Origin of the sequence: Cronobacter sakazakii (assembly GCF_000982825.1) — a bacterium.
GTDB lineage: Bacteria > Pseudomonadota > Gammaproteobacteria > Enterobacterales > Enterobacteriaceae > Cronobacter > Cronobacter sakazakii.
Genome location: NZ_CP011047.1, coordinates 4110311 through 4131259 on the forward strand (window position 1 = coordinate 4110311; position 20949 = coordinate 4131259).

23 protein-coding genes are annotated in these 20949 nt (G+C 56.3%); 18 read left to right on the forward strand and 5 right to left on the reverse strand.

The features are described from left to right. Positions 1–60 precede the first annotated feature (60 nt). The 3 genes from CSK29544_RS19520 to CSK29544_RS19530 are packed head-to-tail and all read left to right on the forward strand — an operon-like array spanning position 61 to position 2200. Positions 61–801 carry an amino acid ABC transporter permease gene (locus CSK29544_RS19520; protein ID WP_007781806.1) on the forward strand — a complete coding sequence of 247 codons (741 nt, stop codon included), beginning with the start codon at positions 61–63 and terminating at the stop codon, positions 799–801. Continuing rightward, positions 801–1475 (forward strand): glutamate/aspartate ABC transporter permease GltK, encoded by a 675-nt coding sequence (gltK, locus tag CSK29544_RS19525; protein ID WP_004387196.1) that lies wholly within the window; start codon positions 801–803, stop codon positions 1473–1475. The genes CSK29544_RS19520 and gltK overlap by 1 nt, the downstream gene beginning before the upstream one ends. Then, positions 1475–2200, forward strand: a complete 726-nt coding sequence (locus tag CSK29544_RS19530; protein ID WP_007848253.1) for an amino acid ABC transporter ATP-binding protein — start codon at positions 1475–1477, stop codon at positions 2198–2200. Before gltK ends, CSK29544_RS19530 begins: the two co-directional genes overlap by 1 nt. 44 nt (positions 2201–2244) lie before the next feature. On the opposite strand, the gene CSK29544_RS19535 is transcribed toward CSK29544_RS19530, so the two are convergent. Beyond that, positions 2245–2727, reverse strand: coding sequence for a zinc ribbon-containing protein (locus CSK29544_RS19535; RefSeq protein WP_004387200.1), 483 nt, complete (start codon positions 2725–2727; stop codon positions 2245–2247). A gap of 227 nt (positions 2728–2954) precedes the next feature. On the opposite strand from CSK29544_RS19535, the gene leuS reads away from it, so the two are divergent. From leuS to lipA, 14 genes are all read left to right on the forward strand, one after another. Further along, a complete protein-coding gene (gene leuS, locus CSK29544_RS19540; RefSeq protein WP_007900525.1) occupies positions 2955–5537 on the forward strand; it encodes a leucine--tRNA ligase in 2583 nt (860 codons plus the stop codon). A 14-nt stretch (positions 5538–5551) separates the two neighbouring features. Beyond that, positions 5552–6148, forward strand: coding sequence for an LPS assembly lipoprotein LptE (gene lptE, locus CSK29544_RS19545; RefSeq protein ID WP_004387201.1), 597 nt, complete (start codon positions 5552–5554; stop codon positions 6146–6148). Beyond that, entirely contained in the window at positions 6148–7179 is a 1032-nt protein-coding gene (gene holA / locus CSK29544_RS19550) for a DNA polymerase III subunit delta (protein WP_007900527.1), read from the forward strand. The genes lptE and holA overlap by 1 nt, the downstream gene beginning before the upstream one ends. Beyond that, positions 7172–7831, forward strand: a complete 660-nt coding sequence (gene nadD / locus CSK29544_RS19555; RefSeq protein ID WP_007900529.1) for a nicotinate-nucleotide adenylyltransferase — start codon at positions 7172–7174, stop codon at positions 7829–7831. Before holA ends, nadD begins: the two co-directional genes overlap by 8 nt. Before the next feature lie 292 nt (positions 7832–8123). Next, positions 8124–8441, forward strand: coding sequence for a ribosome silencing factor (gene rsfS, locus CSK29544_RS19560; protein ID WP_004387204.1), 318 nt, complete (start codon positions 8124–8126; stop codon positions 8439–8441). Between the two features lie 3 nt (positions 8442–8444). Then, a complete protein-coding gene (gene rlmH, locus CSK29544_RS19565) occupies positions 8445–8912 on the forward strand; it encodes a 23S rRNA (pseudouridine(1915)-N(3))-methyltransferase RlmH (protein WP_007699721.1) in 468 nt (155 codons plus the stop codon). 25 nt (positions 8913–8937) lie between these two features. Further along, positions 8938–10839, forward strand: a complete 1902-nt coding sequence (mrdA, locus tag CSK29544_RS19570) for a peptidoglycan DD-transpeptidase MrdA (protein ID WP_004387206.1) — start codon at positions 8938–8940, stop codon at positions 10837–10839. A 1-nt stretch (position 10840) separates the two neighbouring features. Beyond that, positions 10841–11953 carry a peptidoglycan glycosyltransferase MrdB gene (gene mrdB / locus CSK29544_RS19575; RefSeq protein ID WP_007848231.1) on the forward strand — a complete coding sequence of 371 codons (1113 nt, stop codon included), beginning with the start codon at positions 10841–10843 and terminating at the stop codon, positions 11951–11953. A 10-nt stretch (positions 11954–11963) separates the two neighbouring features. Further along, on the forward strand, positions 11964–13145 hold the full coding sequence (rlpA, locus tag CSK29544_RS19580) for an endolytic peptidoglycan transglycosylase RlpA (RefSeq protein WP_007902785.1): 1182 nt from the start codon (positions 11964–11966) through the stop codon (positions 13143–13145). A 144-nt stretch (positions 13146–13289) separates the two neighbouring features. Beyond that, positions 13290–14504: a D-alanyl-D-alanine carboxypeptidase DacA gene (gene dacA / locus CSK29544_RS19585; RefSeq protein WP_004387209.1), complete on the forward strand. Its 1215-nt coding sequence runs from the start codon at positions 13290–13292 to the stop codon at positions 14502–14504. A gap of 105 nt (positions 14505–14609) precedes the next feature. Continuing rightward, positions 14610–14873: a DUF493 family protein YbeD gene (gene ybeD, locus CSK29544_RS19590; protein ID WP_004387210.1), complete on the forward strand. Its 264-nt coding sequence runs from the start codon at positions 14610–14612 to the stop codon at positions 14871–14873. A 78-nt stretch (positions 14874–14951) separates the two neighbouring features. Further along, positions 14952–15593 carry a lipoyl(octanoyl) transferase LipB gene (lipB, locus tag CSK29544_RS19595; RefSeq protein ID WP_007902804.1) on the forward strand — a complete coding sequence of 214 codons (642 nt, stop codon included), beginning with the start codon at positions 14952–14954 and terminating at the stop codon, positions 15591–15593. Positions 15594–15913: 320 nt separating this feature from the next. After that, positions 15914–16909, forward strand: coding sequence for a YbeF family transcriptional regulator (locus tag CSK29544_RS19600; protein WP_007848219.1), 996 nt, complete (start codon positions 15914–15916; stop codon positions 16907–16909). Positions 16910–17099: 190 nt separating this feature from the next. Beyond that, positions 17100–18065, forward strand: coding sequence for a lipoyl synthase (lipA, locus tag CSK29544_RS19605; RefSeq protein WP_004387213.1), 966 nt, complete (start codon positions 17100–17102; stop codon positions 18063–18065). 89 nt (positions 18066–18154) lie between these two features. Here lipA and tatE read toward each other — a convergent pair whose 3' ends face one another. Further along, the gene (gene tatE / locus CSK29544_RS19610) at positions 18155–18358 is read right to left on the reverse strand and encodes a twin-arginine translocase subunit TatE (protein WP_007865585.1); all 204 of its coding nucleotides are present in this window, start codon (positions 18356–18358) and stop codon (positions 18155–18157) included. A gap of 126 nt (positions 18359–18484) precedes the next feature. Then, a complete protein-coding gene (locus tag CSK29544_RS19615) occupies positions 18485–19273 on the reverse strand; it encodes a deaminated glutathione amidase (RefSeq protein WP_029039330.1) in 789 nt (262 codons plus the stop codon). An 82-nt stretch (positions 19274–19355) separates the two neighbouring features. Between CSK29544_RS19615 and crcB the strand changes: the two genes are divergently transcribed. After that, on the forward strand, positions 19356–19739 hold the full coding sequence (crcB, locus tag CSK29544_RS19620; protein ID WP_007902810.1) for a fluoride efflux transporter CrcB: 384 nt from the start codon (positions 19356–19358) through the stop codon (positions 19737–19739). A gap of 229 nt (positions 19740–19968) precedes the next feature. On the opposite strand, the gene cspE is transcribed toward crcB, so the two are convergent. Together cspE and pagP are read right to left on the reverse strand one after the other, a co-directional pair. Then, positions 19969–20178 (reverse strand): transcription antiterminator/RNA stability regulator CspE, encoded by a 210-nt coding sequence (gene cspE / locus CSK29544_RS19625; RefSeq protein WP_002439184.1) that lies wholly within the window; start codon positions 20176–20178, stop codon positions 19969–19971. Between the two features lie 190 nt (positions 20179–20368). Further along, on the reverse strand, positions 20369–20947 hold the full coding sequence (pagP, locus tag CSK29544_RS19630) for a lipid IV(A) palmitoyltransferase PagP (protein WP_007865575.1): 579 nt from the start codon (positions 20945–20947) through the stop codon (positions 20369–20371). Between the last annotated feature and the right edge of the window lie 2 nt (positions 20948–20949).

The window sequence follows — 20949 nt, forward strand, 5'->3', positions numbered from 1 at the left end:
AGGCTTCTCATCAATCTTAGGGGGTAGCGCTGCTACCCTTCTTTTTTTTCGGAGTACGTTATGTCTATAGACTGGAACTGGGGCATCTTTCTGCAGGATGCGCCGTTCGGCAACACCACCTATTTAGGCTGGCTATGGAGTGGCTTCCAGGTCACCGTCGCGCTGTCGATAAGCGCCTGGATAATCGCCTTTCTCGTTGGCTCCCTGTTCGGCATTCTGCGCACCGTACCGAACCGTTTTCTCTCCGGCATCGGCACCTGCTATGTCGAACTTTTCCGTAACGTTCCGCTGATCGTCCAGTTCTTTACCTGGTATCTGGTCGTGCCGGAACTGCTGCCGGAAAATCTCGGCATGTGGTTTAAAGCGGAGCTCGATCCGAATGTGCAGTTTTTCCTCTCCTCAATGATCTGCCTCGGGCTTTTTACGGCCGCCCGCGTCTGCGAGCAGGTGCGCGCCGCTATCCAGTCGCTGCCGCGCGGCCAGAAAAACGCCGGTCTCGCGATGGGGCTGACGCTGCCGCAAACCTACCGCTATGTGCTGTTGCCCAACGCCTACCGCGTGATTGTGCCGCCAATGACCTCAGAGATGATGAACCTGGTGAAAAACTCGGCCATCGCCTCCACCATCGGTCTGGTGGATATGGCGGCGCAGGCTGGCAAGCTGCTCGACTACTCCGCGCACGCCTGGGAGTCTTTTACGGCCATCACCCTCGCTTATGTCTTTATCAATGCGGTCATTATGCTGGTGATGAATCTGGTGGAACGTAAGGTTCGCCTGCCGGGCAACATGGGGAGCAAATAATGTACGAATTTGACTGGAGCTCCATTGTTCCCTCCATGCCTTATCTGCTGGCGGGCCTGGTCATTACCTTAAAAATCACCGTCACTGCCGTTATCTTCGGCATCGTCTGGGGCACGTTGCTTGCCGTGATGCGGCTTTCGGCATTTAAGCCTTTGGCCTGGTTTGCCACCGCCTACGTGAACGTATTCCGCTCTATCCCGCTGGTCATGGTGCTGCTGTGGTTTTACCTGATTGTGCCGGGGCTGTTACAGGATGTGCTGGGGATTTCGCCGAAAACCGATATCCGTCTGATCTCCGCGATGGTAGCGTTTTCAATGTTTGAAGCCGCCTATTATTCGGAGATTATCCGCGCCGGTATTCAGAGCATCTCTCGCGGTCAGTCGAGCGCCGCGCTGGCGCTCGGGATGACGCACTGGCAATCCATGAAGCTGATTATCCTGCCGCAGGCGTTTCGCGCCATGGTGCCGCTGCTGCTCACTCAGGGCATCGTGCTTTTTCAGGATACCTCGCTCGTTTATGTGCTGAGCCTTGCGGATTTCTTCCGCACCGCGTCCACCATCGGCGAGCGCGACGGCACTCAGGTGGAGATGATCCTGTTTGCAGGCGCCGTTTATTTTGTCATTAGTTTAAGTGCATCGCTGTTGGTCAGCTGGCTGAAGAAAAGGACGGTATAATGATTACCCTGAAAAACGTTTCAAAATGGTATGGTCACTTTCAGGTGCTTACCGACTGCTCCACGGCGGTGAAAAAAGGCGAAGTCGTGGTGGTGTGCGGCCCTTCCGGCTCCGGCAAATCGACGCTGATTAAAACCGTCAACGGCCTTGAACCCGTTCAGCAGGGCGAAATTGTCGTCAACGGCACGAAGGTTAACGACAGAAAAACCAATCTGGCGCAGCTTCGCTCACACGTCGGCATGGTGTTCCAGCACTTCGAGCTGTTCCCGCATCTCTCTATTATCGAAAACCTGACGCTCGCGCAGGTCAAAGTGCTCAAGCGCGACAAAGCCGCCGCCCGTGAAAAAGGGCTAAAACTGCTGGAGCGCGTCGGGTTATCCGCGCACGCCAATAAATATCCGGCGCAGCTTTCCGGCGGCCAGCAGCAGCGTGTGGCGATTGCCCGCGCGCTCTGCATGGACCCGGTCGCGATGCTGTTTGACGAACCCACCTCCGCGCTCGACCCGGAAATGATCAACGAAGTGCTGGACGTGATGGTTGAACTGGCGCAGGAAGGGATGACGATGATGGTGGTGACGCACGAGATGGGCTTTGCGCGTAAAGTGGCGCACCGCGTTATCTTTATGGATGAAGGCAAGATTGTGGAAGATTCGCCAAAAGAAGAGTTCTTCGCGAACCCGAAATCGGAACGTGCGAAAGACTTTCTCGCGAAAATCCTTCACTAAAACAGCACGACAACAGCGCGGGCTTCGGCCCGCGCGTTGTTTTATTAAGGCTCAAACGGCCGACGCTGGAACTGGTTATGACCGCATTTCGGGCAAACCGGCAGCACTTCCGGGGTGTAAAAGGCCAGATGGTGATGGCAGTTTTCGCACACCAAGTTGCCAAGGCCCACTACCTCGCCGCTGTGATAAACACCGTGATGGTTGAGATCCTGGAACACTTCGCGCCACTCCAGCTGGGTTTTATCGGTAATATCCGCCAGCTCCTGCCAGACACTCTCTTTGATTACCCGGAAAAAGACGCTGTCTGTCAGTTCTTCCTGGCTTTCCTTATAGCTGCGGGCGAACTCTTCCAGATCGCGTCGCACCGCGCGGGTGACTTCCTCTTCTTCCGTGCGGGTAAGTTCGCCGGTGCGGGCAATATGCCTTCTCGCACTCTCCACCAGCGCATCGATATCCCGCTCCCCGTTGCGGACGCGTTCGGTGAGCGAGGCCACCAGTTCACGGTAATATTGCGCAACCTTGTTCATCGCCTTTTCCTCCTGAATGGGTAACCTCTTCTTATTGTAGACGTTAATCCCGCAGCGCTTTGTCAGCCAGCGCACAGCGCCGTGTAAAAGCCTGTATTTCCTTATTCGCGCCCCCTCCGCTGAAAGGCTGTTGTGCGGCGGTCTAATCGGCTATGCTATGCGGATCTGAAATAACACACGTTAAGGCTACATTTGTAGCTGTATTGAAAACAGGACTACTGGCTGCCATGCAAGAGCAATATCGCCCGGAAGAGATAGAATCCAAAGTACAGCTTCACTGGGAAGAGAAGCGCACATTTGAAGTGACCGAAGACGAGAGCAAAGAGAAGTATTACTGCCTGTCGATGCTTCCCTATCCTTCTGGCCGACTACACATGGGCCACGTTCGTAACTACACCATCGGCGATGTGATTGCGCGCTACCAGCGTATGCTCGGTAAAAACGTGCTGCAGCCCATCGGCTGGGACGCCTTCGGCCTGCCGGCGGAAGGTGCGGCGGTGAAAAACAACACCGCGCCGGCCCCGTGGACCTACGACAACATCAACTACATGAAGAACCAGCTCAAAATGCTGGGCTTCGGCTATGACTGGAGCCGCGAGCTGGCGACCTGTACGCCGGAATATTACCGCTGGGAACAGCAGTTCTTCACCGAGCTCTACAAAAAAGGCCTGGTGTATAAGAAAACCTCTGCGGTGAACTGGTGCCCGAACGACCAGACCGTGCTTGCCAACGAACAGGTTATCGACGGCTGCTGCTGGCGCTGCGACACCAAAGTCGAGCGTAAAGAGATCCCGCAGTGGTTTATTAAAATCACCGCCTATGCCGACGAGCTGCTAAACGATCTCGATAAGCTCGATCACTGGCCGGATACCGTTAAAACCATGCAGCGTAACTGGATTGGTCGCTCTGAAGGTGTGGAAATCACCTTTGACGTCCAGAACAGCGACGAAAAGCTGACGGTTTATACCACCCGTCCGGACACCTTTATGGGCGTCACCTATCTGGCCGTGGCGGCGGGTCATCCGCTGGCGCAGGCCGCGGCAGCCGCTAACCCGGCGCTGGGCGATTTCATTGCCGAATGCCGCAACACCAAAGTTGCTGAAGCCGATATAGCGACGATGGAGAAAAAAGGCGTCGATACGGGCCTGAAAGCGATTCACCCGCTAACCGGCGAAGCTATCCCGGTATGGGCGGCGAACTTCGTGCTGATGGAATATGGCACCGGCGCCGTCATGGCCGTTCCGGGTCACGATCAGCGCGACTATGAATTCGCGACCAAATACAGTCTGCCGATTAAGCCAGTTATCCTGACCGCAGAAGGCACCGCGCCGGATCTGAGCGAACAAGCGCTCACCGAAAAAGGCGTGCTGTTCAACTCCGGTGAGTTTGACGGTCTTGATTTTGAAGCCGCCTTTAACGCCATTGCCGACAAACTCGCCGCGAAAGGCGTGGGCGAGCGCAAAGTGAACTATCGCCTGCGCGACTGGGGGGTTTCCCGCCAGCGTTACTGGGGCGCGCCAATCCCGATGGTGACCCTGGAAGACGGCACCGTTATGCCAACCCCTGCCGATCAACTGCCGGTTATCCTGCCGGAAGATGTGGTCATGGACGGCATCACCAGCCCGATTAAAGCAGACCCGGAATGGGCGAAAACCACCGTTAACGGTCAGCCTGCGCTGCGTGAAACCGACACCTTCGACACCTTCATGGAATCCTCCTGGTACTACGCGCGCTACACCTGCCCGCAGTACAAAGAAGGCATGCTGGACGAAAAAGCCGCCAACTACTGGCTGCCGGTCGATATTTATATCGGCGGCATCGAACACGCCATCATGCACCTGCTCTACTTCCGCTTCTTCCACAAGCTGATGCGTGACGCGGGCATGGTGAATTCTGATGAACCGGCGAAACAGCTGCTGTGTCAGGGAATGGTGCTGGCGGACGCGTTCTACTACGTGGGCGCGAATGGCGAACGTAACTGGGTTTCCCCGAAAGACGCCATCGTCGAGCGCGACGAGAAAGGCCGCATCGTGAAAGCGAGCGACGCCGCGGGCCATGAGCTGGTGTATACCGGCATGAGCAAAATGTCGAAGTCCAAAAACAACGGCATCGACCCGCAGGAGATGGTTGAGCGTTACGGTGCGGATACCGTGCGTCTGTTCATGATGTTCGCCTCTCCGGCGGATATGACGCTCGAATGGCAGGAGTCCGGCGTGGAAGGCGCAAACCGCTTCCTGAAGCGCGTCTGGCGTCTGGTGTACGAGCACACGTCGCTCGGTGACGCGCCAGCGCTGAATGTCGATGCGCTGAACGACGATCAGAAAGCGCTGCGTCGCGACGTTCATAAAACCATCGCGAAAGTATCCGATGATATCGGCCGCCGTCAGACCTTTAACACCGCTATCGCCGCCATCATGGAACTGATGAACAAACTGGCGAAAGCGCCGCAGGAAGGCGAGCAGGATCGTGCCTTAATGCGTGAAGCGCTGCTGGCCGTGGTGCGTATGCTCAACCCGTTCACCCCGCACGTCAGCTTTACGCTCTGGCAGGAGCTGAAAGGCGAAGGCGATATCGACAACGCGCCGTGGCCGCAGGCTGACGACAGCGCGATGGTGGAAGATACGACGCTGGTCGTCGTTCAGGTCAACGGTAAAGTGCGCGGTAAAATCACCGTGGCGGCTGACGCGACCGAAGAGCAGGTGCGCGAGCGCGCCGCTCAGGAACATCTGGTGGCGAAATACCTCGCCGGCGTGACCGTGCGTAAAGTGATTTACGTACCGGGTAAACTGCTTAACCTGGTTGTGGGCTAAGCGCAGGAGGAAGCGTGCGACATCTGATTACTCTGTTTGTAGGCCTGGCGGTGATGCTCACCGCCGGTTGCGGCTGGCATTTGCGCAATACCACGCAGGTGCCGGAGCAAATGCATACATTAATCCTTAATTCCGGCGATCCGAACGGCCCACTGACGCGCGCGGTGCGTAACCAGCTGCGTCTGAATGGCGTCGAGATTGTCGAGGCGAGCTCGGTTCGTCAGGATATTCCGTCGCTGCGTATCGGCAGCTCAAGCATTTCTCAGGATACCGCCTCGGTCTTCCAGAACGGTCGTACCGCGGAGTATCAGATGGTGATGACAGTTAACGCCACCGTGCTGATCCCGGGCCATGATATCTATCCGATCAACGCCCGCGTGTATCGCTCGTTCTTTGATAACCCGCTGACGGCGCTGGCGAAGTCGGCTGAACGCAGTATCATCGTTCAGGAGATGTATGACAAAGCCGCTGAACAGTTGATCCGCAAACTGGTGGCGGTTCACGCACGTGATGAGTCGCAAACCCGCGATGCATCACAGGCGACCAGCGCGCCCTCCAGTGCAGCGACGCCAGACAGCGGTCGCGTTTCCACCACGCTCCCCGTTCAGTAATGCTACGGCTTTACCCTGAACAACTCCGCGCGCAGCTCAACGAAGGGCTGCGCGCGGCCTATTTAGTGCTCGGCAACGACCCGTTGCTGCTCCAGGAAAGCCAGGACGCCATTCATCAGCAGGCGCAGGCCCACGGATTTGAAGAGCATCACCGCTTTATTATTGATGTCAGCACCGACTGGCAGGCGATTTTCTCGCTCTGTCAGGCGATGAGTCTGTTCGCAAGTCGCCAGACGCTTTTGCTGGCGCTGCCGGAGAACGGCCCTAACGCGGCCATTAACGAACAGCTCGCCACGCTGGTCAGCCTGCTGCATGACGATCTGCTGCTGATCGTGCGCGGCAATAAGCTTACAAAAGCCCAGGAAAACGCTGCCTGGATAACGGCCCTCTCCGACCGCGCCGTGCAGATAACCTGCCAGACGCCGGAGCAGGCGCAACTGCCGCGCTGGGTGGCGAACCGGGCCAAGCAGATGAATCTGCAACTCGATGACGCCGCCTGTCAGTTGCTCTGCTACTGCTACGAAGGCAACCTGCTGGCGCTTGCCCAGGCGCTGGAGCGGCTGTCGCTTATCTGGCCGGATGGCAAACTGACGCTGCCGCGCGTTGAACAGGCGGTTAACGACGCCGCGCATTTTACGCCGTTCCACTGGGTTGATGCCCTGCTGGCGGGGAAAAGCAAACGCGCGCTGCATATTCTTCAGCAGTTACGGCAGGAAGGTGCCGAGCCGGTGATTCTGCTGCGCACCTTACAGCGCGAGCTGTTGACGCTGGTCACGCTCAAACGCCAGTCGGCAAACACGCCGCTGCGCGCGCTCTTCGATCAACATCGCGTCTGGCAGAACCGTCGCGCGCTTATCAGCGAGGCGCTCTCGCGCCTGAGCGACGACAGGCTCTGGCAGGCGGTGCGCCTGCTGACACAGTGCGAGATCACGCTCAAACAGGATTATGGTCAGAATGTCTGGCCGGAGCTGGAAAGCCTCTCGCTGGTGCTGTGCCACAAAGCGCTGGCCGGAGTGTTTATCGATGACTGACCGCACCCCTGCACTTCAGGCCTGGTATGGCGGTACGTTCGACCCCATTCATTACGGCCATCTGCGCGCCGTAGAAGCGCTAGCCAGAGAAGTGAAACTGACGCAGGTGACGATACTGCCAAACAATGTGCCGCCGCATCGCCCGCAGCCTGGCGCCAGCAGCCTTCAGCGTAAAGCGATGGTGGAGCTGGCGATTGCCGGTCATCCGCTGTTTCGCCTGGATACCCGTGAGCTGCAGCGCGCCACGCCCTCCTGGACCAGCGAAACGATGGCGCAGTTGCGCCTTGAGGCAGGCCCGGACGCGCCGCTGGCGTTTATCATCGGCCAGGATTCTCTGCTGACGCTGCGCACATGGCATAACTACGAGGCGCTGCTGGCGTGCTGCCACCTGCTGGTCTGTCGTCGTCCTGGTTATCCGGTTGAGATGAAAACCGACGAAGACCAACGCTGGCTGGAGCCTCGCCTCGCCCGCCATGTCGATGAGCTTCACCGCGAGCCCGCCGGGAAAATCTATCTTGCGAACACCCCGCTCTACCCGATTTCCGCAACGGACATCCGCGCGCGTCTTGCCAGTCATCAATCGTGCGACGACCTGCTGCCGCCTGCGGTACTGGCGTACATCCAGCGGCACGCGCTTTATCGTCCGGCGTAATATAAAGACTCATGCGTACCGTGGCGCGCTTCTGCTGACGCATGCTGAACCGATTGTGGCACAGGCATTGACACAACGGGCGATACTGTTATCCTCCGCTGCCAGATATTTCCCGCCGCAAGCCGCCTTTCTGAAATTGTTTTACAAAAATGGCGATGCAAACTCTTGCCTGTGGTGGGATGATAGCCCACTTCTGAGCGCAGCCCGCCCGCATTACGCGGCGCTGTACTCGTATCGATTATCCGATGGCGCATACGGCGTCATCTGTGGTTCACATTCCCAGGGGGAAAACTTGCAGGGTAAAGCACTCCAGGATTTTGTCATTGATAAAATCGACGATCTTAAAGGCCAGGATATCATCGCCATTGATGTTAAGGGCAAATCCAGCATTACAGATTGTATGATTATCTGCACCGGCACCTCCAGCCGTCACGTGATGTCTATCGCCGATCATGTTGTTCAGGAATCCCGCAAGGCGGGCATGATGCCGCTCGGCGTTGAAGGCGAAAACGCCGCCGACTGGATCGTCGTCGATCTCGGCGATGTGATTGTGCACGTCATGCAGGAAGAGAGCCGTCACCTGTATGAGCTGGAAAAGCTCTGGGGTTAAGGCGTGAAGCTTCAGCTGGTCGCCGTTGGCACAAAAATGCCCGACTGGGTGCAGACAGGTTTCAGCGAATATCTGCGCCGCTTCCCCAAAGATATGCCGTTCGAGCTCGTTGAGATCCCGGCGGGGAAGCGTGGCAAAAACGCTGACATCAAACGCATTCTGGATAAAGAAGGCGAAATGATGCTGGCGGCGGCGGGGAAAAACCGCATCGTAACGCTCGATATTCCGGGGCGCCCGTGGGATACGCCGCAGCTGGCCCGCGAGCTTGAGCGCTGGAAGCAAGACGGCCGCGATGTGAGCCTGCTTATCGGCGGACCGGAAGGGCTTTCCGATGCCTGCAAAGCGGCGGCGGAACAGAGCTGGTCGCTTTCCGCGCTCACCCTGCCCCATCCGCTGGTACGTGTGATTGTCGCGGAGAGTCTCTACCGCGCCTGGAGTATTACCACTAATCACCCGTATCATCGTGAATAACCACCACAGGTAAGTTAAGCAGCGGATGAAACTCAAGGATTCCTTTCGCGATTATACGGCTGAGTCCGCGCTCTTTGTGCGTCGGGCGCTGGTCGCTTTTGCCGGCATCCTGGTGCTGACCGGGATTCTGATCGTCAACCTCTATCACTTACAGATCCTGCGTTTTAACGACTATCAGACCCGCTCCAACGAAAACCGCATCAAACTGGTGCCGATCCCGCCAAGCCGCGGGATTATCTACGATCGTAACGGTACGCCGCTCGCCCTGAACCGCACTATCTACCAGATAGAGATGATGCCTGAAAAGGTAGACAGCGTGCAGGATACACTGGAGGCGCTGCGCTCGGTGGTCGATCTCAACGATGACGACATCGCGAACTTCAAAAAAGAGCGCGCGCGCTCGCACCGCTTTACGTCGATTCCCGTGAAAACCAACCTGACGGAAGTGCAGGTGGCGCGTTTCGCCGTGAATCAGTACCGCTTCCCCGGCGTGGAAGTCAAAGGCTATAAGCGTCGCTATTACCCTTACGGCGCGGCGCTGACGCACGTTATCGGCTATGTCTCGAAGATTAACGATAAAGATGTCGAACGCCTTGATAAAGACGGCAAGCTCGCCAACTACGCCGCCACACACGATATCGGCAAGCTCGGCATTGAGCGTTACTACGAAGATGTCCTGCATGGCCAGACCGGTTATGAAGAGGTTGAAGTTAACAACCGCGGGCGCGTCATTCGCCAGCTGAAAGAAGTGCCGCCGCAGGCGGGCCACGACATCTACCTGACGCTCGACCTCAAGCTTCAAACCTATATCGAAACGCTGCTTCAGGGCAGTCGCGCCGCGGTGGTTGTCACCGATCCGCGTACCGGCGGTATTCTGGCGATGGTGTCGATGCCAAGCTACAACCCGAACCTGTTCGTGGATGGTATCTCCAGCAAAGATTACTCCGGCCTGCTTAACGATCCGAACACGCCGCTGATTAACCGCGCCACGCAGGGCGTCTACCCTCCGGCATCTACCGTGAAGCCGTATGTGGCGGTTTCCGCGTTAAGCGCGGGCGTCATTAACCGCAACACGTCGCTGTTCGACCCCGGCTGGTGGCAACTGCCAGGCTCTGAGAAGCGCTACCGCGACTGGAAAAAATGGGGCCACGGGCGGCTTAACGTCACGAAATCACTGGAAGAATCTGCAGATACCTTCTTCTATCAGGTCGCTTACGACATGGGCATCGACCGGCTCTCGGAGTGGATGCGCAAGTTCGGCTACGGCAGCCTGACGGGTATCGATCTCTCCGAGGAGCGCTCCGGCAACATGCCGACGCGCGAATGGAAGATGAAACGCTTCAAAAAACCGTGGTATCAGGGCGACACTATTCCGGTCGGGATCGGCCAGGGCTACTGGACCGCCACGCCGGTACAGATGAACAAAGCCATGATGATCCTGATTAACGATGGCGTAGTCAAAGTGCCGCACCTGCTGATGACGACGGTGGTGAACGGTCAGAAAGTGCCGTGGAAACAGCCGGAACAGCCGCCGGTCGGCGATATTCATTCAGGCTACTGGGAAATAGCCAAAGACGGCATGTATGGTGTCGCCAACCGCGCCAACGGCACCGGCCACAAATATTTCGCTGGCGCGCCGTATAAAATCGCCGCGAAATCCGGTACTGCGCAGGTCTTCGGGCTGAAAGCCAACGAAACCTATAATGCGCACCGCATTGCTGAACGTCTGCGTGACCACAAGCTGATGACCGCGTTCGCGCCTTACGATAACCCGCAGGTGGCGGTGGCGATGATCCTGGAAAACGGCGGCGCGGGCCCGGCGGTGGGGACCATCATGCGTCAAATCCTCGACCACATTATGCTCGGGGACAATAACACCGAACTGCCGACGGAAAACCCCGCCACGGCGGCGGCGGAGGATCGATAAGATGACCGACAATCCGAATAAAAAGTCGCTGTGGGATAAAATCCACCTCGACCCAACCTTGATGCTGATAATCCTGGCGCTCTGCTTCTACAGCGCGATGGTAATCTGGAGCGCCAGCGGCCAGGATATCGGCATGATGGAGCGCAAAATCGGCCAGATTATGATGGGCCTGGTGATTATGATCGTGCTGGCGCAGATCCCGCCGCGCGTCTATGAAGGCTGGGCGCCCTATCTGTACATCGTCTGTATCATTTTACTGGTGGCGGTAGATGCCTTCGGGGCGATATCCAAAGGGGCGCAGCGCTGGCTCGATCTCGGCGTGGTGCGTTTCCAGCCCTCGGAAATCGCCAAAATCGCCGTCCCGCTGATGGTGGCGCGCTTTATTAACCGCGACGTCTGCCCGCCAACGCTTAAAAACACCGGTATCGCGCTGGTGCTGATTTTCATGCCGACGCTGCTGGTGGCCGCGCAGCCTGACCTCGGCACCTCGATTCTTATCGCCGCCTCCGGCCTGTTTGTGCTGTTCCTCTCCGGCTTAAGCTGGCGTGTGATCGGCATCGCGGTGGTGCTTATCGCGGCGTTTATCCCCATTCTCTGGTTCTTCCTGATGCATGACTATCAGCGCCAGCGCGTCATGATGCTGCTGGATCCGGAGAGCGATCCGCTGGGCGCGGGCTATCATATTATTCAGTCGAAAATCGCCATTGGCTCAGGCGGGCTGCGTGGCAAGGGCTGGCTGCACGGCACCCAGTCGCAGCTGGAATTCCTGCCGGAACGCCATACCGACTTTATCTTCGCGGTTCTCGCTGAAGAGCTGGGGCTTGTCGGCGTGCTGGTGCTGCTGGCGCTTTATGTCCTGCTGATTATGCGCGGGCTGTGGATTGCCGCGCGCGCGCAGACGACTTTCGGGCGCGTCATGGCTGGCGGCCTGATGCTGATTCTGTTCGTTTATGTGTTTGTGAATATTGGTATGGTGAGTGGTATCTTACCGGTGGTGGGCGTTCCGCTGCCGCTGGTCAGCTACGGGGGCTCCGCCCTCATTGTACTCATGGCAGGGTTTGGCATCGTCATGTCGATCCATACCCACAGGAAAATGTTGTCGAAGAGCGTATAAGAGGTTCGCAATGCGTAAGCAGTGGATTGGCGTCTGCATCGCCGCAGGGTTATTAACCGCCTGCGGCGTCAATAACGAAGGGCAACAACAGGCGAGCGTAGCGCCACAGCAGCCGGTCTGCAACGGCCCCGTCGTTGAGATAAGCGGCGCGGAGCCTCGCTACGAACAGCTGAATCCTTCCGTAAACAGCGATTATGAGCGCGACGGTAAGCGCTACACCATCGTTCAGGATCTCTCGCGCTTCAGCCAGGCGGGCCTTGCCGCTATCTATGACGCGGAGCCAGACAGCAACCTGACCGCCTCGGGCGAACCGTTCGACCCGATGCAGCTCACCGCCGCGCACCCCACCCTGCCGGTGCCGAGCTACGCGCGCATTACTAACCTCGCCAATGGTCGCATGATTGTCGTGCGCATTAACGACCGCGGCCCTTACGGCAACGACCGCGTCATTTCGCTCTCCCGCGCGGCGGCGGATCGTCTGAATACCTCAAACAACACCAAAGTACGTATCGACCCGATTATTGTCGCGCCGGACGGCTCGCTCTCAGGGCCAGGCATGGCCTGTACAACGGTCGCGAAACAGACGTATGCGCTGCCGGCGCGTCCGGATTTAAGCGGCGGCCTCGGCAGCGTCTCTTCTGCCCCCCAGCCTGCCGCGCCGCAGGGCGATATTCGCCCGGTGAGCAACGATACGCTGCAAAGCGATGACGCCACCGGCGCGCCGGTGAAAAGCGGCGGCTTTTTAGGCGCGCCGACGACGCTGGCCTCGGGCGTGCTGGAAAGCGCAACGCCGGAAGCTACACCGCCTGCCGCCACGGCACAGCCGACCACTGACAGTACCGCCGCGCAACCCGCATCTGAACCCGCACAGCTTGCCGCGCCAGCTACCCGTAACGCGCCGGTAACCGCGCCAGGCTCCGTGCAGGGTAGCGTTGCACCTGCCGCCAGCGCTCCTGCGAGTGCGGCTGGTAATTACGTCGTCCAGGTTGGAGCCGTCAGCGACAGCGCGCGCGCCGCGCAGTGGCAGCAAAAGCTGAGCCAGCAGTTTTCCGTGCCAGGACGCGTCAGCCAGAACGGCGCGGTCTATCGCGTTCAGTTAGGGCCGTTCGCCAGCAAAACGCAGGCAGCCTCGCTCCAGCAGCGTTTGCAGAGCGAAGCCCAGGTACAATCGTTCATTACTGTCGCCCAATAATTGCAGGCCGGGCTGGCCTGCCGCTTTGTCAGTTACGGTAAAGACCGTTAACAAAGTCATGCGCAAAGTCGGATGCCAGCCCATAAGGCATTTGCTATAGTAAGGCACTTTTTTTCACTCATCACGGATGTCGTTGTTCAGACCATGAAGACCACTTTCTCCGTTCGTTTTATGCAGCGTCTCGCCGTTACCACGGCGCTTTCTGTCGCAGCCCTTTCCACCGCCGCCCATGCCGACGACCTCAATATCAAAACGATGATCCCAGGCGTGCCGCAGATCGACGCGGAAGCTTACATCCTCATCGATTACAACTCAGGGAAAGTGCTGGCGGAGCAGAACGCTGACGCGCGCCGCGATCCGGCGAGCCTGACCAAAATGATGACCAGCTACGTCATCGGTCAGGCGATGAAAGCAGGTAAATTTAAAGAGTCCGATCTGGTGACTATCGGCAACGACGCCTGGGCCACCGGCAACCCGGTCTTTAAAGGCTCATCCCTGATGTTCCTGAAGCCAGGTATGCAGGTGCCGGTCTCGCAGCTGATCCGCGGCATTAACCTGCAGTCCGGCAACGACGCCTGCGTGGCGATGGCCGATTACGTGGCGGGCAGCCAGGACGCGTTTGTGGGCCTGATGAACAGCTACGTCACCGCGCTTGGCCTGAAAAACACCCATTTCCAGACCGTACATGGTCTTGATGCGGATGGGCAGTACAGCTCAGCGCGCGACATGGCGCTGATTGGCCAGGCGCTGATCCGCGACGTGCCGAACGAATACTCTATTTATAAAGAGAAAGAGTTCACTTTTAACGGCATCCGCCAGACCAACCGTAACGGCCTGCTGTGGGATAACAGCCTGAACGTGGACGGCATTAAAACCGGCCACACCGATAAAGCGGGCTATAACCTGGTCGCGTCCGCTACCGAAGGCCAGATGCGCCTTATCTCCGCCGTGATGGGCGGTCGCACGTTCAAAGGCCGCGAAGCCGAAAGTAAAAAACTGCTCACCTGGGGCTTCCGCTTCTTCGAAACCGTGAACCCGCTGAAAGCCGGGAAAGAGTTTGCGTCTGAGCCGGCGTGGTTTGGCGATAACGACCGCGCCTCGTTGGGCGTGGATAAAGATATCTATCTGACCATCCCGCGCGGTCGCATGAAAGATCTGAAAGCGAGCTACGTGCTGAATACTTCCGAGCTGCACGCGCCGCTCGCGAAAAACCAGGTGGTCGGCACCATTAACTTCCAGCTGGACGGTAAAACCATCGAGCAGCGCCCGCTGGTCGTGCTGGAAGAGATTCAGGAAGGCAATTTCTTTGGTCGCATCATCGATTACATCAAGCTGATGTTCCACCACTGGTTTGGTTAATTACTGACCACTTGAAAGCCTGACTTTCATCCCCATATACTAAGCATCAATGCAACTCCCGCTTCGGCGGGAGTTATTATTTTTTGACGTAACGCTGGAGCTGACATGAAAACCAAACTTAACGAACTGCTTGAGTTCCCGACCCCCTTTACTTACAAAGTGATGGGCCTGGCGAAGCCTGAGTTGGTCGATCTGGTCGTCGAGGTAGTGCAGCGCCACGCTCCTGGCGACTACACGCCGCAGGTCAAACCGAGCAGCAAAGGTAATTACCACTCCGTTTCTATCACCATCAACGCGACGCATATTGAGCAGGTGGAAACGCTCTATGAAGAACTCGGTGATATCGACATCGTGCGTATGGTACTGTGATCCCCGTTACCCGGCCGCGTCCGGGTAACGTCTCTTCGTGATATACTCCCCGCACCTTCTCTCTTCGGAGACGCCGTTTTGCTTCAGGAAAAAATCATCGTTCGCCAGCTCGGGCTTCAACCGTATGAACCCGTTTCGCAGGCAATGCATCAGTTTACCGACGAACGCGCTGAAACCACCCCGGATGAGATCTGGCTGGTCGAGCATACCCCGGTCTTTACACAGGGGCAGGCCGGCAAGGCAGAGCATGTGCTGATGCCGGGCGACATCCCCGTCATCCAGAGCGATCGCGGTGGTCAGGTGACGTATCACGGGCCCGGACAGCAGGTCATGTATGTAATGCTGGATCTCAGACGCCGTAAGCTCGGCGTCCGTGAGCTGGTCACGCTGCTGGAACAGACCGTGGTTAATACGCTTGCAGAGTGGGATATTAACGCTTACCCTCGCCCGGATGCGCCTGGCGTTTATGTCGACGGTAAAAAAATCTGTTCGCTGGGGCTGCGTATTCGTAAAGGCTGCTCGTTTCACGGGCTTGCACTTAATATTAATATGGATTTACGCCCGTTTTTACGAATTAATCCTTGCGGGTACGCCGGAATGGAAATGACGCAGGTTAGCGCCCTTTCTGCTGGCGCAAACCTCGAAGCGGTACAACCCCGACTGGTGCATCACTTTTTAGCGCTACTTAATAATCCCCCGGCGGAATATATCAGCGCTTAAGACTTTCCTTGTTCGCCGCCCTTCTTGTGGCGGCCTTTAATCGTTATGCAATTTGCCGCTTTACATTCCATAACGGATTATTTATTTTCTCTGCGCCTGAATAGATTTTCCTTAATCTCATCAATGGATTAACGGCACGAGAAGATAAGCGGGATTTATCTGAAAACGCCACCCGCCCCTATGCCGTCCATGTAAAGTCCTGTTCACTTTATGCGGGTAAGATCCCCGGAGCGTTTTATTGTCGGCTAAGGGACCTGTTCACAGTTATTATAAATAGAACCTCTCTATTATTTGATTTATCTATACAGTTGGAGCGTAGCGTGGAATTGAACCATCCCCCTGAAAAACCTTCAGCCAAACAGGAAGATGACAGTAGACCGCAAATATTCCAGACTCTGCGAAATATCGATCTAAATCTACTGACGATTTTCGAAGCCGTATACGTGCATAAAGGCATTGTAAACGCGGCAAGAGTACTGAACCTGACGCCATCGGCTATCAGCCAGTCTATTCAGAAACTGCGCCTGATATTTCCCGATCCGTTGTTTATTCGCAAAGGACAAGGAGTAACGCCGACTGCTTATGCGACTCATATGCATGAATATATCAGTCAGGGACTGGAATCTATTCTCGGCGCGCTGGATTTACAGGGCGAGCACGAAAAGCAGCGCACGATTACCATCGCTACGTCCGCCTCGCTGGGCGCCCTGGTGATCCCGCAGATTTATCAGCAGATTCGCGCAGTAAACCCGCACCTGCAAATTCGCAATGTCCCCCTGCAGGACACCGAAACCCAGCTGAGCCAGTTCCAGACCGATCTGGTGGTCGACAGTGGCTCGTGGTCCTCACGAACCCTTAGCACTCACCTGCTCTTTAAAGATCGCGTCGCGGTCGTGTGTCGTCGCGGACATCCGTGCTCTCGTACCGGCAAGCCGGTCACGTCTGACGATTTGCAACAATGGGAGCACACTTTCATTATGCTGCCGGGCGGAATGGTGAACGGCGTACGCAAGCAAATTAATACGCTACTGCCAGATCGAAACGTTTCGTTTAGTAGTTACAATATGGTGACGATTGCGTCTATCATCGGCAGCAGCGATTTAATCGGCTTTATGCCCGCACGAATATTCACGTTATTTAAAGACAGCTTTGGGCTTATTGAAGTGGAAAGCGATGTCGTTATAAAAGAAACCATCGATATTTCATTACATTACAATAAATTCAGCCTGCGTGATCCCGTCGTGCAAAATGTGATTGAAGCGATAGTGGAGGGATTTAATCACCACGCCGTATCGGCTGGTGCGTCGCCTTCATAAGAGCAGCGGCTTAAGGGCACCAAATAACAACTATTTTACAAATTCTTTGTCGTTTCGGGTGCCCTCAGGCTGATTCTGTGTGTCAGTAATGTTATACTGCGTGCCGTTAATTCAAAAATAGTTGATAAATACAACACAAGCTTGAATTTAAACGCTTTCCTTCGTTATCCGCAACTGGAACACGCACGCTATGAGTAAACCCATTGTGATGGAACGCGGTGTGAAATACCGCGATGCCGATAAAATGGCCCTTATCCCGGTTAAGAATGTGGCGACAGAGCGGGAGGCTTTGTTAAGAAAGCCGGAGTGGATGAAAATCAAACTCCCTGCCGACTCTACCCGCATCCAGGGTATCAAAGCGGCGATGCGCAAAAATGGCCTCCACTCTGTCTGTGAAGAGGCCTCCTGCCCGAACCTTGCGGAGTGTTTCAACCACGGCACCGCGACCTTTATGATCCTCGGCGCTATCTGTACCCGTCGCTGCCCGTTCTGCGACGTGGCCCACGGTCGCCCGGTTGCCCCGGACGCCAACGAGCCGCAGAAGCTGGCGCAAACCATCGCCGATATGGCGCTGCGCTACGTGGTTATCACCTCGGTGGATCGCGACGACCTGCGTGATGGCGGTGCTCAGCATTTTGCTGACTGCATTACGGCTATTCGCGAAAAGAGCCCGTCCATTAAAATCGAGACGCTGGTACCTGATTTCCGTGGTCGTATGGACAGAGCGCTGGAGATCCTGACCGCCACGCCGCCGGATGTGTTCAACCACAACCTGGAAAACGTGCCGCGTCTTTATCGTCAGGTACGTCCGGGCGCGGATTATAACTGGTCGCTGAAGCTGCTGGAGCGCTTTAAAGAAGCGCACCCGGAGATCCCAACTAAATCCGGTCTGATGGTTGGCCTGGGCGAGACCAACGCGGAAATCATTGAGGTAATGCGCGATCTGCGTGCGCACGGCGTGACCATGCTGACGCTCGGCCAGTACCTGCAACCGAGCCGTCACCACCTGCCGGTGCAGCGCTACGTAAGCCCGGACGAGTTTGAAGAGATGAAAGCGGAAGCGATGGCGATGGGCTTTACCCACGCCGCCTGCGGCCCGTTCGTTCGCTCTTCTTATCATGCCGATCTCCAGGCAAAAGGCGAAGAAGTCAAATAAACACGTAACAGCTTGTTACGATCGCAGCGTCGCCCACAAAAAAACCGGCCTCTGATGAGCCGGTTTTTTTATGCCGCAAGGGCCGGAAATTATTCTTTATGAGAAAGGCGTTCAGCCGGCGCTTCGGACGCCGCAGGCGTTTTCGCGCCAGTGTCGTCGTCGTTCATCGCTTTCTTGAAACCTTTAATCGCAGCACCCAGGTCTCCCCCAAGCGTACGCAGTTTTTTGGTACCAAACAGCAGAACAACCAGTGCGGCGATCACGAGCAGTTTGGTAATACTAATTTCACCCATACTTACCTTCTTAGAAAATCTGGCGCCAGACGGCGATGTCAAAGACCGCATTTATTAACGGTCATTTAAGCCCGACACACAATAGCAATCTGTAACGAGATGAATCAAGCGCTGGATAAAAAAACATCAAAATAATTGCGGGGCAGCGAAACGGCGATTTTTGAGCACCGGCAGCTGTTCGCGAACCTGCGCCACGCGATGTGCTGAAATCTCCGCAAAAATGAGATCCGGGCATTCACCCGCCGCCGCAATCGTCACGCCAAGCGGATCCACGACGCGGCTCTGACCAATATTACGGTTGCCGCACTCGCCGCTCGCCACCATATAGCAGGTGGTGTCCAGCGCGCGAGCCGCGAGCAGCGTGGCCCAGTGATGCTCTTTGAGCGGCCCGCGCACCCACGCGGCCGGGAGCGCCAGTATCTCTGCGCCCGCAAGCGCCAGGCTCAGCGCCATCTCCGGGAAGCGTAAGTCATAGCACGTCATCAGCCCGACCTTCATGCCTTCCACCTCAATCAACGGCGGCAGCGCGCTGCCCGCGTCCACCAGCCGCGACTCCTGCATCGCGAAGGCGTCATACAAATGGATCTTCTGATACTGCGCGATAATCTCGCCGCCGCGCAGAGCGATGAGCGTATTCGCCGCCCTGCCCTCACGGGTGGGAGTATGAATCGTCAGAAGCGTTGTCAGACGGTTTCTGGCGCTCTCCTCGCGCAACCGCTGCACGTAATCGCCATTGAGCGGCTGGGCCGATTTTACCGACATATCCGGGTCGCTGTCGCTGCGCGCCAGCAGCGCCTCTGGGAGCACCAGCAATGCGGCATTCTGGCTGGCGGCATTCGCCATCAGCTCCACGCAGGTTTGCGCGTTCTGTTGCGCGTCAGGCGTCACTGCAAACTGTCCAACCGCTACTTTCATGTCACATCCCCCTTACGGTAGCCAGCGTACCTGTGCTGACGGTAAACTATTCGCCTTGCAAATAACATTATGACAAACGCCCATGTTGAAAATCATGCTCGCAGTATTTCTCGGCGGCGGCACCGGCAGCGTATTGCGCTGGTGGTTTGGTCTGCGTCTGAACCCTGTGCATCACGCGATTCCCGTTGGTACGCTGACTGCCAACCTTGCCGGAGCGTTTATCATCGGCGCGGGGCTGGCGTGGTTTAACCGTATGACGCATCTGGACCCGATGTGGAAGCTGCTTATCACCACCGGCCTGTGCGGAGGCCTGACGACCTTCTCTACCTTCTCCGCAGAAGTGGTGTTTTTACTGCAGGAAGGGCGCATCGGCTGGGCGGGGCTGAACATGGCGCTAAATCTGTTTGGCTCGTTTATGATGACGGCGCTCGCATTCTGGCTTTTTTCTTCCCTCAGCGTGCGCTAAGCGACGCCTCGTTAATGTTAGCTTAATTTTTCTCTGCCACTATCGGCCTGTCGTCTGTGTCGGGAGGGGCTTATGAAAGCGCAAATGATGAGCGGTCTGGCCGTGTTGTTCAGTATTCTGGTCGTCGCCTTTTTTCTGAAAAGCTTTCTATTTTACTGAGAAAATGTAAAACGACAGGCATAAAAAAACCCGCTGAATCAGCGGGTTTTGAAATTCTTGCTGTATGTAATTACAGAGCGATTACGTTAGCAGCAGAAGGGCCTTTGGCACCGTTAGTGATTTCGAACTCTACACGCTGACCTTCAGCCAGAGTTTTGAAACCATTGCTCTGGATCGCAGAGAAGTGTACGAACACGTCTTTGCTGCCATCTTCCGGAGTAATGAAACCGAATCCTTTGGATTCATTAAACCACTTAACGTTACCTTTAATCTTAGACATCAAAATTACCTTTACATGAAAAATCGACACAAATGCTGTGTCGGATATCAGTACATCAATTGTGGTGGCTTTTGTCCAGTCGAACTTTTAGAAAAAGTGATAAAAGTCGCGAACTTTTTTTGCCGTTGGGCTTGCGAGCCTTGTTTTCTCTGGCTTAGCGCATTTTCTTATGACTGAAAATATTTTGTGCTTAAAACTGCAAGCGCAGCCAGGCGAAGTAAACGTTTCCGTTGTTGTAGGTGCCGGGGATGTACGTCATCTGAAATGTCGCCGGTCCGTAACCCACCGACGCCAGCGGCAGCACCAGCGGAATCGGGATATAGTCCCAGTTATCGCGCGCTGTTACGCCCACGGTATAACCCAGCCCCACATGGAACGCGTCGTCAGTCAGCGGGCGCCACGTCGCTTCCCAGCCGTAACCGGCGATAGGCTCCCATTTGTTGTAGGAGTCTTTAAACGCCATCACATACAGGCCATGCCAGTTGCCTTTTTCATCCCAGCGCGATTTACCCATACCCGCGCCCCACGGACGTTCGTTATAGCGATCGGTTTTCTCTTTGTCATACGCGAACCGCGCATGCCAGGTGATGGCCGGCACATAGAGATCGACATGCTGCGGCTCGTTCCAGGTTTCGGCGATATTATCGCCAAGCACAGAAGCCCAGGCTTTTACGGTGCGTGGCGCTTCCAGCGCCGAGGCATTCAGGGGAAATAATATCTGGCAGAAAAAGATAAGGATTGTCAGAAAGGATTTGTTAACTACGGTCACGT

Bases quoted from the DNA above. Each gene is read 5' to 3' on its own strand.
- CSK29544_RS19520 (WP_007781806.1), top strand. From the start codon at position 61: ATGTCTATAGACTGGAACTGGGGCATCTTTCTGCAGGATGCGCCGTTC.
- gltK (WP_004387196.1), top strand. From the start codon at position 801: ATGTACGAATTTGACTGGAGCTCCATTGTTCCCTCCATGCCTTATCTG.
- CSK29544_RS19530 (WP_007848253.1), top strand. From the start codon at position 1,475: ATGATTACCCTGAAAAACGTTTCAAAATGGTATGGTCACTTTCAGGTG.
- CSK29544_RS19535 (WP_004387200.1), bottom strand. From the start codon at position 2,727: ATGAACAAGGTTGCGCAATATTACCGTGAACTGGTGGCCTCGCTCACC.
- leuS (WP_007900525.1), top strand. From the start codon at position 2,955: ATGCAAGAGCAATATCGCCCGGAAGAGATAGAATCCAAAGTACAGCTT.
- holA (WP_007900527.1), top strand. From the start codon at position 6,148: ATGCTACGGCTTTACCCTGAACAACTCCGCGCGCAGCTCAACGAAGGG.
- nadD (WP_007900529.1), top strand. From the start codon at position 7,172: ATGACTGACCGCACCCCTGCACTTCAGGCCTGGTATGGCGGTACGTTC.
- mrdA (WP_004387206.1), top strand. From the start codon at position 8,938: ATGAAACTCAAGGATTCCTTTCGCGATTATACGGCTGAGTCCGCGCTC.
- mrdB (WP_007848231.1), top strand. From the start codon at position 10,841: ATGACCGACAATCCGAATAAAAAGTCGCTGTGGGATAAAATCCACCTC.
- rlpA (WP_007902785.1), top strand. From the start codon at position 11,964: ATGCGTAAGCAGTGGATTGGCGTCTGCATCGCCGCAGGGTTATTAACC.
- dacA (WP_004387209.1), top strand. From the start codon at position 13,290: ATGAAGACCACTTTCTCCGTTCGTTTTATGCAGCGTCTCGCCGTTACC.
- ybeD (WP_004387210.1), top strand. From the start codon at position 14,610: ATGAAAACCAAACTTAACGAACTGCTTGAGTTCCCGACCCCCTTTACT.
- lipA (WP_004387213.1), top strand. From the start codon at position 17,100: ATGAGTAAACCCATTGTGATGGAACGCGGTGTGAAATACCGCGATGCC.
- tatE (WP_007865585.1), bottom strand. From the start codon at position 18,358: ATGGGTGAAATTAGTATTACCAAACTGCTCGTGATCGCCGCACTGGTT.
- CSK29544_RS19615 (WP_029039330.1), bottom strand. From the start codon at position 19,273: ATGAAAGTAGCGGTTGGACAGTTTGCAGTGACGCCTGACGCGCAACAG.
- crcB (WP_007902810.1), top strand. From the start codon at position 19,356: ATGTTGAAAATCATGCTCGCAGTATTTCTCGGCGGCGGCACCGGCAGC.
- cspE (WP_002439184.1), bottom strand. From the start codon at position 20,178: ATGTCTAAGATTAAAGGTAACGTTAAGTGGTTTAATGAATCCAAAGGA.